Source organism: Anaerospora hongkongensis, from assembly GCF_004339805.1.
Taxonomy (GTDB): domain Bacteria; phylum Bacillota; class Negativicutes; order Sporomusales; family DSM-15969; genus Anaerospora; species Anaerospora hongkongensis.
This window is the reverse complement of the sequence record NZ_SLUI01000003.1, coordinates 330,644-346,205: the sequence shown is the minus strand read 5'-3', so window position 1 is coordinate 346,205 and position 15,562 is coordinate 330,644. Positions and strand designations below refer to the sequence as shown.

12 protein-coding genes and 1 pseudogene are annotated in these 15,562 nt (G+C 44.6%); 1 reads left to right on the top strand and 12 read right to left on the bottom strand.

What is annotated here, in order from left to right:
* Positions 1-169 precede the first annotated feature (169 nt).
* From EV210_RS06350 to EV210_RS06330, 5 genes are all read right to left on the bottom strand, one after another.
* The gene (locus tag EV210_RS06350; protein WP_132077252.1) at positions 170-1,507 is read right to left on the bottom strand and encodes an acetyl-CoA hydrolase/transferase family protein; all 1,338 of its coding nucleotides are present in this window, start codon (positions 1,505-1,507) and stop codon (positions 170-172) included.
* Positions 1,508-1,599: 92 nt separating this feature from the next.
* The gene (locus EV210_RS06345; RefSeq protein WP_132077249.1) at positions 1,600-2,130 is read right to left on the bottom strand and encodes a 2-oxoacid:acceptor oxidoreductase family protein; all 531 of its coding nucleotides are present in this window, start codon (positions 2,128-2,130) and stop codon (positions 1,600-1,602) included.
* Position 2,131: 1 nt separating this feature from the next.
* Complete coding sequence (locus EV210_RS06340; protein ID WP_132077402.1) at positions 2,132-2,953, bottom strand: 2-oxoacid:ferredoxin oxidoreductase subunit beta; 822 nt, start codon at positions 2,951-2,953, stop codon at positions 2,132-2,134.
* 32 nt (positions 2,954-2,985) lie between these two features.
* Positions 2,986-4,119: a 2-oxoacid:acceptor oxidoreductase subunit alpha gene (locus EV210_RS06335; RefSeq protein ID WP_132077246.1), complete on the bottom strand. Its 1,134-nt coding sequence runs from the start codon at positions 4,117-4,119 to the stop codon at positions 2,986-2,988.
* Positions 4,120-4,125: 6 nt separating this feature from the next.
* Positions 4,126-4,320 carry a 4Fe-4S binding protein gene (locus EV210_RS06330; RefSeq protein ID WP_132077243.1) on the bottom strand — a complete coding sequence of 65 codons (195 nt, stop codon included), beginning with the start codon at positions 4,318-4,320 and terminating at the stop codon, positions 4,126-4,128.
* 169 nt (positions 4,321-4,489) lie between these two features.
* Here EV210_RS06330 and EV210_RS06325 point away from each other — a divergent pair, with 169 nt between their 5' ends.
* The gene (locus EV210_RS06325) at positions 4,490-5,278 is read left to right on the top strand and encodes a LysR family transcriptional regulator (RefSeq protein ID WP_243650454.1); all 789 of its coding nucleotides are present in this window, start codon (positions 4,490-4,492) and stop codon (positions 5,276-5,278) included.
* 877 nt (positions 5,279-6,155) lie between these two features.
* Here the strand turns inward: EV210_RS06325 and gdhA are convergent.
* The 7 genes and pseudogenes from gdhA to EV210_RS06290 form a co-directional block, all read right to left on the bottom strand.
* Positions 6,156-7,511, bottom strand: a complete 1,356-nt coding sequence (gdhA, locus tag EV210_RS06320; RefSeq protein WP_132077240.1) for an NADP-specific glutamate dehydrogenase — start codon at positions 7,509-7,511, stop codon at positions 6,156-6,158.
* Positions 7,512-7,758: 247 nt separating this feature from the next.
* Positions 7,759-8,211: a fumarate hydratase C-terminal domain-containing protein gene (locus EV210_RS06315; protein ID WP_132077237.1), complete on the bottom strand. Its 453-nt coding sequence runs from the start codon at positions 8,209-8,211 to the stop codon at positions 7,759-7,761.
* Positions 8,212-8,412: 201 nt separating this feature from the next.
* Complete coding sequence (locus tag EV210_RS06310) at positions 8,413-9,435, bottom strand: threonine aldolase family protein (RefSeq protein WP_132077234.1); 1,023 nt, start codon at positions 9,433-9,435, stop codon at positions 8,413-8,415.
* A gap of 48 nt (positions 9,436-9,483) precedes the next feature.
* Positions 9,484-10,362 (bottom strand): annotated as a pseudogene (gene pdxS, locus EV210_RS06305) (pyridoxal 5'-phosphate synthase lyase subunit PdxS).
* Between the two features lie 228 nt (positions 10,363-10,590).
* On the bottom strand, positions 10,591-11,844 hold the full coding sequence (gene dcuC / locus EV210_RS06300) for a C4-dicarboxylate transporter DcuC (RefSeq protein ID WP_132077231.1): 1,254 nt from the start codon (positions 11,842-11,844) through the stop codon (positions 10,591-10,593).
* 810 nt (positions 11,845-12,654) lie between these two features.
* Positions 12,655-13,791 (bottom strand): aminotransferase class V-fold PLP-dependent enzyme, encoded by a 1,137-nt coding sequence (locus EV210_RS06295; protein ID WP_132077227.1) that lies wholly within the window; start codon positions 13,789-13,791, stop codon positions 12,655-12,657.
* Positions 13,792-14,015: 224 nt separating this feature from the next.
* Positions 14,016-15,242 (bottom strand): dicarboxylate/amino acid:cation symporter, encoded by a 1,227-nt coding sequence (locus tag EV210_RS06290; RefSeq protein WP_132077224.1) that lies wholly within the window; start codon positions 15,240-15,242, stop codon positions 14,016-14,018.
* Positions 15,243-15,562 lie beyond the last annotated feature (320 nt).

The following is a 15,562-nucleotide window of genomic DNA, read 5'->3' as shown; positions in this document are numbered from 1 at the left end:
ACCCGATGTAGATTTTGGATCAGACCGTAGACAAACGATGAACATAAATTAGCAAGCTGCTTTTGCCAAAAATTTTGGCGTTACCTACAAAGAATAATGGCCGAAACAGCTCCTACGAGCATTTCAGCCATTAAAAAGTTTCAAGCCTGCGTTGCCATCAATGCCAAGCTTATATTCTATTACTATTCTTCCAGATTTTCATTGTCTCCGCTTGTTTGATTAAATCATCCCTAAAATTTGGATGAGCGATACTGATAATTCTCTCAGCCCGCTCCCAAGTGGAGCAACCGGCAAGGTTCACCTTTCCCCATTCGGTAACCAAAAAATGAATTTGGGTTCGAGGGTCAGTCACGATTCCGCCCACTGGCAGCGTTGGCACAACGCGGGAACAAACCTGCCCACTTTTTTTGTCAGTGAAGGACGATTGAAAACAGATAAAGCTTTTTCCGCCTCTTGCTAAATAACTCCCTGTAACAAAGTCGAGTTGTCCGCCTGTACCGCTAATGTGCCTCATTCCTGCAGTTTCGGATGAAACCTGCCCATATAAATCAACTTCCACACAATTATTCACAGATATAAAATTATCAATTTGTGCAATTATTGCCGGATCGTTTGTGTAATCAACAGGATAGGATGCTAACAACGGGTTACGCTCAACCCAATTATACAAATCCTTTGTACCGGCACAGAACGTCCAGGCGCCCTTATATTTATCCACTGATTTGCATTTATTTGTCAGCTTTCCTTTTTCGTACATTTTTAGATAGGCATCCACAAGCATCTCTGTGTGCATGCCGAGATCCTTAACATCAGATTCCGCAATCAAATTGCCCACTGCATTTGGCATAGCCCCTATACCCAACTGGATTGTTGCTCCATTAACAATCTCCTCGACAATTAGCCTTGCAACTCGTTCATCATTTTCGTCAGCATCCGTGATTGGCAGCTCGGGGATATTTATGCAGCCAGCTTCGACGATAAAGTCGACTTCTGATATATGGATACACTCCTCACGTCCGCCAAGTGAATACGGTAGTTGCTCGTTTACCTCCACAATCACAGTTTTTGCTTTTTCCAGTATAGCCCTGGTCGCGGAGTTAGATAGTGAAAAGTTAAAATATCCCTTCCCATCTATAGGGGCTACGGAGATCATAGCGACATCTACATCTAAATGATTTCGATAAAACCTGGGTTTGTTTCTATAAACCATAGGAATATAATTGCACAAGCCACGGTCATGCAACTTTCGCTCATATCCACTGAAATGCCAGCTTGAATAAGTGAAGGTCTCTCTTTCCGGGTCTGCCTCAACAACCTGCCGTGACGCCAATGCTAGAGCCCCGCGAATTTTTATATCTTGAAGGTCTTGCTTTCTGCGAGCTAATGCAGCATCTAATAACATAGGTTGTCCTAGTCCAAAACCATAGTCAATCCAATCCCCCGACTTTACAACTTCTACCGCATCACCTGCAGTAAGCAATTTCTCCTTATATTTGTTATAAAACATCGTAACATCCCTTCATTTTTTAAATACATCATTATTTTTTAGTAACAATCCCGCTAACGATTAACTTTAGCGGGATTGTCTATGGTTTAGGACTATTCTTTTATCAGTTCAATACCTAATTGAATGGCCTTTTGGTTTACTTCTTCCGTTCCTTTCGGAACACGGGCTAATACGGCTTTAGTTAGCGATTCTATGGATACCACACCCGTAATTTTGACGATAGCGCCCAGCGCAACGATGTTGGCAAACAGAGCCTTGCCCAGTCCCTCTTGGGCCGTTTGGGTGATCGGCAGTTCATACACCTTTTTATACTTTTTCTCTGGCACCTGTTGTACATACAGACTGTCTGTTATCAGTACGCCATCTTCCATAAGGTCTGTCGTATACTTCTTGCAGGCTTCCTGGCTCATCGCTAACACTACGTCCGGTTTCGTTATCTTGGGGTAATGTATCACCGTGTTTGAAATTAAAACTTCGGATTTACTTGAACCGCCGCGTGCTTCTGGCCCATAGGATTGGGATTGAACAGCCAGTTTTCCGTCCATTAATGCGGCCTCAGCCAAAATGATGCCCCCCAGGATTAACCCCTGACCGCCAGTTCCGGATAAACGAAGTTGCTGCATGTTATTTCGCTCCTTTCTGGGCTTTTGCTATTACTTTGTCATATTCCGCCGAGTACTCGGGAGCTAACTTCTTGTATAAAATACCGATAGGGAACTTGTCCACTTTTTGTTCCTCCGGTAGTTTATCATAGGCAGCAAGCATTACACCATGCTCCTTTTGCCATTTCATCATGTTAGGAGCCGAACCCATTTTATTCTGGCGCCCAAACGAAATCGGGCAGGCCGTTACGGCTTCGATAATACTAAAGCCTTCATGCTGTATACCTTGTGCGATGACATCCGACAACAGTTGGGTATGAAAGGTAGTCGCACGGGCAACAAAGGTTGCACCAGCGCCTCTGGCGAGTTCAGTTACATCAAAGGCACGATCTACCGTGCCATATTGAGCAGTTGTTGCTCTGGAATTGGTTGGAGTCAGCGGGGAATACTGTCCACCCGTCATTCCATAAATATTGTTATTATATAAAACTACGGTAATATCGATGTTGCGACGTGCTGCATGAATAAAGTGGTTACCACCAATTGCAGTAGCATCGCCGTCTCCGGTGACTACAATTACTTTGAGCCTTGGTTCGGCAAGCTTGATGCCAGTGGCAACCGGCAGTGCGCGTCCATGGGCTGAATGCACGGTATTGAAATCAAGATACCCGGAGGCGCGGCTTGAACAGCCTATGCCAGAAACTACCGCTATATTGTCTTTTTCAATGGCCAGCGTATCAACGGCCTTCACTATTGCACCTGTGACTATGCCATTTCCGCAGCCCGGACACCAAATATGGGGGAGCCGCCCTGCACGGAAATATTTATCAATCATTTGTTCCATTTCCATCTGCTGAATCATCCTCCTTACAAGCTTTATTTCAGTCCTTCAATCGTTGCCAAAAGTTCAGCCGGCGTAATGGCTTCGCTGTTATATTTAGCATGTAGCGTCACCGGCACTCGGCCTTGAACGGCGCGCTCGACTTCAATCACATACTGGCCGTAATTCATTTCCGCCACTATGATTTGTTTAACCTTACCAGCGATTTCTTGGATTTGTTTTGCCGGGAACGGCCACATGGTAATCGGGCGGAATAGGCCAGCCTTAATTCCCTTGGCTCGTGCTTCATCAATAGCAGCATAGGCTGTACGAGCAGTGCCCCCGTAGGCAACGATAGCTATCTCGGCATCTTCCATAAGGTAATTCTCATAAAGGACGATTTCATCCAGATTGTTATATATTTTGTCGTGTAAACGGTCAATGCACTTTTGAGTAGCGGCAGGCGATCCATCCGGGAAGCCGTACTCATCATGGACCAGGCCTGTTACGTGCCAGCGATAGCCTGTTCCAAACGGGGCCATCGGCGGAACCAGATTGGCATCGGGCTTGTAAGCCTTGTATTCTGAAGGTGAAACCTGGGGAAGTTTCCTCTGTGGCTTAACTACCGTATCATAGGAATCAGGAAGATCAATCTTCTCACGCATGTGTCCAACAACTTCGTCAAGCAGGAGAATGACGGGAGTACGATATTTCTCTGATAGTTCATAGGCCTTAATGGTCAGGTCAAAACATTCCGGGACACTACCGGGTGTAAGCGCTATAATGGAATGATCGCCGTGCGTTCCCCATCGCGCCTGCATAACATCGCCTTGCGCAGGTGAGGTGGGTTGACCGGTGGAAGGGCCCATACGCTGTACATTAACAATAACCATTGGAATTTCAGCGATACATGCATAGCCAATGAGCTCCTGTTTTAAAGAAAAACCGGGGCCACTGGTGGCGGTCATGACTTTCTTGCCTGTGAGGGAAGCTCCAATGATAACGCCAATACCGGCGATCTCATCTTCCATTTGAATAAACTTGCCTCCAACAGCGGGTAACATTTTCGAAAGGGCTTCCGCTACTTCAGTCGAAGGCGTGATTGGATATCCACCAAAGAATGTCACGCCAGCAGCAATAGCGCCTTCAGCGACAGCCTGGTTGCCCTGCATAAGTTTAACTCTAGACACTATGGTTCACTCCTTTGTTATTTGTGTACAAAATATGGCGAAGTCAGGGCAGCGCATCTCGCACTGGCGACACGCGATACAGTCTTTCTCACTTATAACTTCCACTTTCTCAACTTTGTTTACAGTCAATATTTTCTTGGGGCAAAACTCTACGCAAATACCGCAGCCCTTGCAGCGATTGGTATGTACTCTTAAGCTCATCTTGCTCACCTCACTTTATTATCTATATTGAAAATTATAACTGTTCTGTAACAATGCGTAAAATACCATATAACTCGGTTTATTATATCAAAAAAGTATAATACAATTGACTGGAATGTCTCTCATAGAGTATTATGCTACTTATAAAGAACCTGGGAGTGGATACGAAATGGATATCAAAGATATACAATACTTTTTGGCTATCACAGAAGAGGGCAATATATCAGCTGCGGCCAAACGGCTGCACATGGCGCAGCCGCCTCTCAGCCGACAGATCAAGCAGTTGGAAGGACAACTAGGCGTTCAGCTACTAGAACGAGGCAAACGCAAGGTAAAACTAACAGCTGCGGGACACTTATTTAGAACACGGGCCGAACAAATTACCGAACTTCTTAATACGACCACAAAAGAACTTCAAGATTTTGATAACGGAATACGTGGCGTTCTTTCCATTGGAGCGGTTACAGCTTCAGGAGCTACCTTATTGCCTAACCTTATTAAAACCTTTCGCAGTCTTTATCCTAATGTAACCTTTAGAATACGAGAGGGAGAAACCAGTCGCATAACCGAACTGCTAGACAGAGGAATTGTAGATTTAGGAATGGTTCGTCTTCCTTTTGATACGAATATTTACGAATCGATCAAACTCCCCAACGAACCACTAGTAATTCTTTACAGTCCTGAGCACCCTGGCATCACTAGTAAATCATCAGATACGATTAGCCTAGTCGACTTAAAGAACAAGCCGCTAATGATTCACCGTAAATTTGAAGAACAACTTGTTTATTACTGTCGTCAAGCCGGCTTTTCTCCCTATATTCTTTGTGAAAGTGATGATGTAATGCCCTTACTTGCTTGGGCTGATGCTAATATCGGCATTGCTGTTGTCCCACGGTCAGCAATTGGCTTGATTCCCCGAACAAATCTAATTGCCAAAGAGATTACAGATCCTCATTAGAAACGACCGCCGCGATCATATGGGTTCGAAACCGCTACATGCCAGCAACGGCTCTTCACTTTTTGAACTTGTTTACTGCAACGAATATCACTAACTCTACTTGCCGCTAGCGCCTCCGAATGCCTAGTATAACTAAAGGCTGTGGCAAACTTGAAATCTGTATGTTCCCATGTGATGTGTTGCATCGTCATCGAGTCTGATTGGCCTGGAAATACAAGGAGCGATGGCGATATTCGTGTTAACCTCAAAAGGATCGTAAAGCTGATGGGGCAATAAGGCGCCTCTTCAGTACACAAAAACCTTGAAAAGACGACCCTTCATTCCAAATAGGTGAATGAAGGGTCGTCTTTATTAATGTGCCTATTTCCAGCTACCTGTGAAGGCTATGTTTTTCAGCGGCCTCTCGAAAAGCTTTGGTGTTTTCTAGCCACGTTCAGGGAAACATACACCATTATTCCCACAGTCCGTGAACCCATGCCCCATCTGGTTTCACGGGCTGTGTTTTTTTCAGTAAAACGCAACACTCCACGTGATACGTCTGAGGAAATATATTCTTCAACGTACCGAATTCCAACTGCCCTGGCAGCGTCAACCATGGCTGAATTCCCCTGGCATACCATATATAGGATTGGGTCCACCGCTTTGATAGCATTAACTCTAGCGAAGTCAATGATTATTTCCGAGCCATACGGTGAATCAGGTCTCGCTTTTCTTCAATCTCACTCGCTATACCCTCTATTCGTACCACAGCCCCCCTCCTCATTCCTATCATGGTGCAGCCCCCTTGTGAGGGGGTGCCGCGTCAGTGTTTGTCGATACTTTTACATCAAAGGCCTCCATTAGAGATGTTTGATAAACTAATAGCCTTTTACTTTCTTTATACCGAACCTTGCGCCTTCATTGCCTCAGCGACTTTAATAAATCCGGCAATGTTAGCGCCGACAACCAGGTTGTCCTTGTAGCCATAATCTTCTGCTGCCTTGCTGGCGCTTCTATAGATATTGAGCATAATCGTTTTGAGTTTCACATCAACTTCTTCAAAAGACCAAGCCAGTCGCATGCTGTTCTGGGACATCTCGAGGCCCGAAACGGCCACACCACCAGCATTGGCAGCTTTAGACGGCCCAAGATATACGCCGTTCTCTATGAAATACTCAATTGCATCGTTTGTACAAGGCATATTTGCTCCTTCGCAAACAAATTTCACCCCGTTCGAAACAATTTTCTTGGCATCGTCAATAATGATCTCGTTTTGAGTAGCACAAGGGATAACGACGTCAACTTTAACTCCCCAAGGCTTTTCACCCGGATTGAACATCACACCGTATTGGTCAGCATAATCCTCAACCCTGTCACGGCAGGATGCTCTCATTTCTAGCAGATATTCAACTTTTTCCCCAGTGATACCGTCGGGATCATAGATATATCCGTCAGGGCCTGAAAGTGTAACTACCTTACCGCCTAATTCATTAATCTTTTTTACTGTACCCCAAGTTACATTCCCAAAACCGGATACAGCAACGGTTTTACCGTCAAAGGACGTTCCTTTGGATTTCATCATCTCCTGGCAGAAGTATGCGATCCCGTAGCCAGTAGCTTCCGGGCGGGCTAGGCTTCCGCCATAAGTAAGTCCTTTTCCCGTCAAAACGCCATTTTCATAACCGCCTTTTATTCTCTTATATTGCCCGAAAAGGTAGCCAATCTCCCTACCGCCAACGCCAAGATCACCGGCTGGCACATCTGTATTCGGGCCGATATATCGATACAGCTCCGTCATGTAACTCTGACAGAAACGCATCACTTCGGCATCAGATTTGCCTTTGGGATCGAAATCGGAGCCGCCTTTGCCACCGCCCATAGGCAAACTTGTCAGTGAATTCTTGAAGGTCTGTTCAAAACCAAGGAACTTGACGATGCTGACGTTAACTGACGGATGGAACCGCAAGCCGCCTTTGTAGGGACCGATTGCACTGTTAAACTGAACTCGGAACCCCCGGTTTACTCTTACCTTGCCCGTGTCATCCATCCAAGGTACTCGGAATATAAATTGTCGCTCCGGCTCCACGATCCGCTCAACGATTCCCAGTTCAATATATTCAGGATTCTTATCCAGAACAGGTACCAAAGAACTAAGTACTTCCTGCACTGTTTGGTGAAATTCCGGTTCGTTCGCATTTCGTTCGACAATTCGGCGATAGAGTTCGTTACAATACCTCTGTGCATTTGTAGCCATGTTACTATCCCTCTCCATTTTTATGTTTTCATTATTAGCCATTCTATTGTCATATTTGTTTGCTTACATAAAATGATGTCTGGGTGGTGTGTTTACGAGTTGACTCTTTATAGAAGCTAACTTGACCAGCTACTATATAACCTAGAGCTCTTAACTCTGGAGATTTAAAGGTATCATCGTAAAAGTGTTCGTTATTAGGAGCGCTTGTATATACCATATCGCGTCGCTATTACTCCTGCTAACTAATTTACAACCGAGTATATTGTTTTTGGCCCTCCTCGTAATAGTTGCGCCCTTCGCTATCTATAACGACAATAGCCGGTAAATCTTCGACCGTCATTTTAGCAATCGCCTCGGCCCCCAGGTCAGGATAAGCAATAACTTCATAGGTTTTTATCGTTTTGGCAATGAGTGCCGCCGCTCCGCCGGTGGCGGCAAAATAGACAGCATTGTGCTTCTTCATGGCTTCCACGACTTCCGGTGTCCGATATCCCTTGCCGATCATGCCTTTCAAACCTTGGTCGAGCATCCGGGGCGTATAGGCATCCATGCGGCCGCTGGTGGTCGGCCCCGCCGAGCCTATCGGCCGACCAGGCTTGGCCGGTGTCGGTCCCACGTAATAAACAATCTGCCCGGTAAAATCTACCGGCAGTGTTGCGCCCCATCCGTCATCCGGCCAGTCTGATAAATTACTAAACACAAGAGATTGCCCGAAAAATGGTTCTGGTGCACAAGTTCACAAAGTCAAAGGTACACCTATCTTTAGTAGAATATTAAGCTGCGATCTCCATAATTTTATTAAAGATTTTAACCTCAGCAATGGCAGATGGAAATACTTTGATTATGAGTTTATAATAGTATGCGCTCACTTATATCCTCTTGAAGCCTTATGTCCATCTCGTTACCGCGCCATTTCTATAATGCTTTCTGATGCACGAATGATGTCGTCTTTGGTCACATCATGATGTGTGACCATTCTAACTTTGTACTTTCCATATTCGCTCGCTCTAACTCCGCGTGAAACTAACCTTGCAACAAATTCGGCAGCGGTTAGCCCTAAGGGATATGTATCACACATTACAATATTGGTTTTCACTGTTTTCAGATCAATTTTAAGTCTCGTATTTTCAATAGCAATAGCGAGCATATATGCGTGTTCATGATCCTCATGTAATCGGTCAATCATTGTTTTCAATGCAACAATGCCTGCAGCAGCGATAATTCCAGCTTGCCGCATTCCGCCCCCCATAATGCGTCGATGTCTACGTGCGTTTTGGATGAATTCTTTACTGCCAACAAGTAATGATCCCACTGGTGCACAGAGTCCCTTAGAAAGACAAAACTGAACTGAGTCAGCATACTCGCATAACTCTTTAGTGTCCACATTTTGCGCAACAGCAGCGTTAAAAATCCGAGCACCATCCATATGTACAGGTAAAGAGTACTTATCTGCAACTTTCTTAATTTCTGCCAACTCAGCGACTGTATAAAAGGTGCCTCCAGCATGATTACATGTATTCTCAACTGTGATTAGAGCCGTACGTGGAGAATTAAGTTTTTTAGGTCGTATAGCATCTTCAATTTGTTCTGGCTTAAGTTTTCCAAATTCAGTAGTTAAAGGACGAGCTTGCGCACCGGAATGCGCGCTAATTCCTCCACCCTCTGATCCAAAAATATGGGCATTGGCGTCGCATATAACCTCATCACACTTTCCTACATGCGCACACACAGCTACTTGATTACCCAACGTCCCGCTCGTTACAAATAATGCAGCTTCTTTACCTGTGATTTCGGCCGCTAATTTTTCTAAGGCATTAACTGTGGGATCTTCACCATATCCATCATCTCCCACTTCTGCGTTATACATTGCTTCACGCATCTCTCTTGTAGGTTTTGTAACCGTGTCACTTCTCAGATCAATCATTTTTCTATTCTCCTAAAAATAACATAACTGTTTCTACTGATATATTAACTACCAACCTCGCTCCTGCATTCTCTCATTAGGCGCAATGGTCGAGATCTCAATGCCCACCATGGGCTCACCTAAATCTTTAGACACATCGGTCAAAACTTGGGGATCGTTATAATAGGTAGTAGCAGCAACGATGGCTTTAGCCCTCTTCATTGGATCGCCGGATTTAAAGATGCCCGAACCGACGAATATCCCATCGCAGCCCAATTGCATCATCATAGCGGCATCCGCAGGAGCGGCGATACCACCGGCGGCAAAGTTTACTACCGGCAGGCGTCCTAATGTCTTGGTCTCCAGAACCAGTTCGACGGGAGCGGCTATATTTTGGGCAAAAGCAGCTACTTCCTCGTCCGGCAGATTCTGTAGTTGACGAATTTCGCTCATCACCATGCGGATATGCTTAACCGCCTCCACAACATTACCGGTTCCCGGCTCACCTTGGTCCGGATCATAGCTGAACCCTCCCCTATGCGCCGATGGGCTTCCCCTAGGTTTTTTGCGCCACAAACAAATGGAACCTTGCTGAGATACTTATTAATGTGAAACTTATCATCTGCAGGTGTGAGAACTTCGCTTTCATCAATATAGTCAATTCCCAGGGCTTCTAGTATTTGAGCTTCAACAAAATGCCCAATCCGCGCCTTGGCCATGACAGGTATAGTTACGACCTCCATAATCCGCTGAATAATTGTAGGGTCAGCCATGCGGGCCACTCCTCCTGCGGCCCGGATATCAGCGGGTACCCGTTACAGAGCCATTACCGCGCAAGCGCCTGCCTCTTCGGCGATTTTTGCTTGTTCAGGTGTAGTAACGTCCATGATTCCCCGCCTTTAAGCATTTCTGCCAATCCAGCCGCACCCGATAAGTACCTTGTTTCATAATAATTCCTCCTGTCTACATCTCTTTTTATAGCCTATCTATTCAACATTTCTCATATATTCAGATCTAGCTTTGGCTTGAATTTTCTGTCCTAAATCCAGTCAAGCTTTTTTAGAAATTTCTAATCTCGTCAATTCAATCTTTCTTTTCGTACTGCCCCCTAGTCCATTACGCTGTGGTCCCTATTATAATTATTCTTTGTCCAATTTTCCCAGTTAGTTACACGAGCTAGAACAGCATAATCATTGCTACAATGGTGGCGATGACCATTCCTGGTGCATTTCTTTTTGCAAGATCAAACGGATTGACTCCGGCCAAACCTGCACATATAATTGTTGACCCTCCGATGGGAGACATTTTATGTCCTATTGCCCCAGCCAAAGTCGCAACACTGCCCATGTTAGCGATTTTTAAGCCGAATTGTTCAGCTTGTGGCGTGATAGCACCGTTAAATGCAAACCCAGCCGCATCGCCTGATCCCGCTAAAACTGCTAGCAAAAATGAACCGAATCCCGTTGCAACTTTTACGATGCTGGTCGAATGTGTAAGTATCTCTGTAAATTTATCCACCAGTCCTATCGCAGTCATTCCCGCTACGAAAACACCTGCCGAAATGATAATTCCAAGAATGCCTGAATAGGCGGAGCCCATACCGTCAAAAAAGGATTTGGATACTTCTGCCGGGTTTTTACGCGTCAATAATACGCCTATAACTGATCCAATGAGCATTGCCTGGGGGACTCCAACTTTAAAGCCTGGTATTAATTTGGCACTTGCAATTACTAATAATGTCAGGGGTAAAAGAGGCACCATTGCATATAGTGGATTTACGTGAAAACTTGATTGAGCTCCACTATTTTCTTCTAAAATATCGACTTTATCTTCTTTTAAGATTTTTGCGACAATCGTAAGGGCCAATGCTGCAGTAATTGCCGTTGTAATAACTGTAGTGTGGTGAATTGCTATAACATCCATTACGCCAATATTGGCAATTTTTGCAATAAACGGATTATGTGGATTCCCTGGATTTAACAAGCTCCCCCACAGACCAGATAATATGGCTGCTCCTGCTATAGCCGGATGTATTCCCGCTGAAATTAGAATAGGTATAAGAATTGCTCCAACGGCTGCTGCTGTTCCCGCTGCACTCGGAAGCGCCATGTTTACACAGAAAGTCGCAATCACAGCAGCCGGAATTAGAATGGGCCTTACACGAAGTAGAACTTTAGCCAATAAATGAATTAAATGCTTATCGCATTCTGTCAATTTCATAACGTAGGCAAACCCCATAACAGAACATATGGTTTCAATACTGCCGCTCATGATCATATTTTTGGCAAAGGCATCAAATCCCGCGAAGAATTTTCCTGATAAAATTGACATAAGGAATCCGGACGCGCATAATATCATTCGCGTTTCATATTGCTTTATAAGTAAATAAATAGTAACAATGACAATTATTAACCCAATGAAAATCAACATATTGCTTTCTCCTTTCATTCGCTTCCAGTTCATTGCTTCAGATTGACTTTAGGATATACCCACAAACCCAATTGATCTTCTACTTAGGGCCTGCTACCATTTCCTACGACGGAACCTAGAGTCATTGCTAGAAAAATCTTATTGGCCAATTTTATTTTTCGATACCAATCAATATTTTTGCCAATCCGATTTATGGACGAAACGAAATTCTTTGGCATCCAGCAACGGTTCATCCCGCACAGGGAACCCGAGAACAACGGGATGATCGAACGCTATTTCCGCACAATAAAAGAAAGTAGGTTTGGCAGCAGAACTTTGAAAGTTCGCTCAGGCTGAGTAGGCAATCACTGAGTGGATCAAATTTTACAACGCGGAGCGTATCCACTCCGCGTTGGTGTACAAGTCATCTATCAATTCAGGCAAACACTCCGGAGGTTTGTGACCTAAATCCGTCTTATTTGCCGGGGGCATTACGGCAACCTCTCACCCTGTTGCGCCGCTTCCCCTTCGCAATCTCTACTAACGCTTATGGCGATTTTTCAATTCGCCTACAATCTTCCCAGGCTAGCCTTACCAATTCTTGTGCCATTAACCTAGTCGGATCAATTGGCCCCATGCCGCCCATTATTCCTATTGTCAGCATTTTCTGTCGCCGATTCTTTCTTATTAACTCCATTTATCCAAACAGGCTATCCTCCATTCTGGAAAAACTCCGGAGTACAGCCTGCAAGGATATTTATGTTTTTGACTCACCTAATAAATACTAAAGTCGGAAAACAACCTACTAGGAAAAAACCGAACTTGATATGTTTATCTGATATCATCAATTGCCTTTAAGACATTTACCACATCGTCCATGTTGTTATATACATGGAATGACGCTCTGACAATATCACCCCGCAAAGACAACTTAATTTTTTTCTCAGTCATTTGTTCCCACACGTACTTTGGATTTTCCGGCATAAAACTTACTATGCCACCCCGCTCCGCCGTAGTGATAGGCGTAAGCACTCTATATCTTCTCTTAACCAATTCGTCGATTAATACGCCGCTTAATCCTAGAACCTTTTTTTCTATTTCATTGACACCGATGCTCATCAAAATATCCAGACAAGTATCCAAGATATAGAGACCCATATAGTTATAGTTGCCGATCTCAAACCGCCTAGCTCCTGTGGCGTAAATGATCCTATTCGGGTCCTCCTGTATAAACTCTCTCTTATCCTCTGCTGCCACGCTAAATTTTGCCAAAAAAACCGGGACAAGTTTTTCGGCAAACTCCTTCTTGCAGTACAGCACGCCCATACCATAGGTTCCCATCATGCCTTTTTGGATGCTGCCGGCCATGGCGTCGACGCCTAGTTCGGTCATATTCATGTCGATGATGCCGAGGGACTGAGCCGAATCGATGAGCAATGGCACGCCCTTCTTGTGCAGGATGTCGGCAATTTCTTTGATTTTGACTCGCGCCCCGGATCGGAACGAAATGGAGGATAAGCATACCAACCGTGTTTTCGCGTCCACTTGGGCGCATATTTCTGAGATATTGTAGTCGTATCCGGGCGAAGCGACATCGCGTATCTCTACACCCCTGGCCCGGAGATGGTTTAAGGCATACACCAGATTAGGATGCTCCAAGGCAGATATAAAGACGATATTGTCACCCGGTGCATAATCAAGCCCGTTGATAATGATGTTGAGTCCTTCCGAAATGTTCTTGGTAAAAGCGATCTCATCGGCTGTTGCCCCCACGAATGCCGCAAATTTAGCCCTGACCTGCTCCACCTTGGCGACCCATTCGTCCTTCCTCGCCCCCTCGTTCTGACAAACGCTGACAAACTCAGCGATCGTTGCCGCTACCGGATTGGACATCGGACAACGGCCTGACACATCGACATAGGTATAGTTTTTGCAGGCGGGAATTTCATTCCTTATTTTATCGATCATGGTTATACATCTCCTTTGTAATTAACTGATTACTCCGTCATGCGCTTAGACAAGCTAACATTTTCATATCTCAATTAGCCTTAAAGACAACGACTGCCCTACTACCTATTTTGACTTGTTGAGTTCGCCCTTTACTATTATTACTTTCACATCTACCATTCCACTACGTCCAATAGCATTGCCTTAGGCTCAGGAGAATGAGAATAATATACCAGCATGTTCAACTAACCCATGTTTGACAATGTTTCGGTATTCTTTTCGAATTTATCAACAATGATTACACCAGCTACATCTCCTATAACATTCAAAGCGGTAGTCCCCATATCGAATAATCTGTACAAGGAACCTACGATAGCTACAATTTCTAATGGTACATTAAACGCTTGTGCAACAATCATCAATTTGACCACGCCGGCTGCCGGTATCCCGCCACCTCCCATGGAAACCACGACCCCCAATAATACCATTTGGATCAAGTGTTCCGCAGTGAAGTCCATCCCTACCGCTTGCATACAGAAACCTATTACCACCGCGAGCATTATTGCGGATCCGTCATGATTTATCTGTGTGCCGAACGGTATCATGAAGTCAGCAGATACGTCTTTAACTTTGAATTCTTCTTTTGCGATCCTAATATTAATTGGAATGGCAGCCGTGCTGCTGCAAGCGCTGATCGCAAATACCAACGATTCGTTCATCCGTTTAAGGAATTCGATCGGGGACCAACTTGCGAACAACCAAACCGTGGGAATATAGACCGCAAATGCCTGGACTGCACACGCAACATAAAATGCTCCGATAAGTTTGGACATTGTCCCCATGAACCCTAAACCGTATGTCCCTAACGCCGATGCCATCAAGCAGAATATTCCTACCGGCGATATGTCCATTATTACGCCAACTACTGCCATGAACAATTGGCTCATAGAGTTAAACCATGCCCTAACTGGCTGTCCCTTTTCTCTAGGCATAAACACTATGGCGACACCGATCAATATTGCAATTACCAGTACCTGTAAGATATCTCCTTTTGTAAAGGAAGCAAACATGTTATCAGAAAACATCGCGAGAAAAAATGTCTTGAAATCTACTAACTTAGGTACTTCAGCTATTTTTCCGCCCTTTTCGAAGACAAAACCGAGACCCGGTTGCATAAATTTGGCTACGCCGACACCTACCAACACTGCTAAAGCCGTTGTAATTATATAATAACTTGTAACTCGAAACGCCATGCGGCCTAATGCTTTGGGACTCTCCATGCTGGTTATGCCTTGAACGACGGTAAAAATGACTATCGGCACAATAATCATCTTAAGCATATTCAGCCATATATCGCCGATCCATTTTAGCTGAACTGCAACTGGACCTGCTACCATTCCTACGACGGAGCCTAGTATCATTGCTAGAAAAATCTTATTGGCCAGTTTCATTTTTCGGTACCAATCAAACATAATCTATCACTCCTTCGTATTTCTGCTATCGGTTATGCTCTGCGCGCTGCTATCGGTCAAATCGATTTACGATTCCTTGGCGAACCATCTACATATGGTCGAGTACCGTCAGGGATTGTTCGAATGGAATTTTTCTCCGCTTTTGATAGGTCCCATCCATAAAAATATAAGAACCCGCTTGGACTGTTATATTTGTTTACTGGAAATCTTAGTATCGATATCGAATGACCATGCCTGACCAACTGGAAATTTATACCTTTATACCTACTCCGGCAACCGCTTTCACTCCTGTACAATAAGCTCCGAGGCCATCCGCCCTT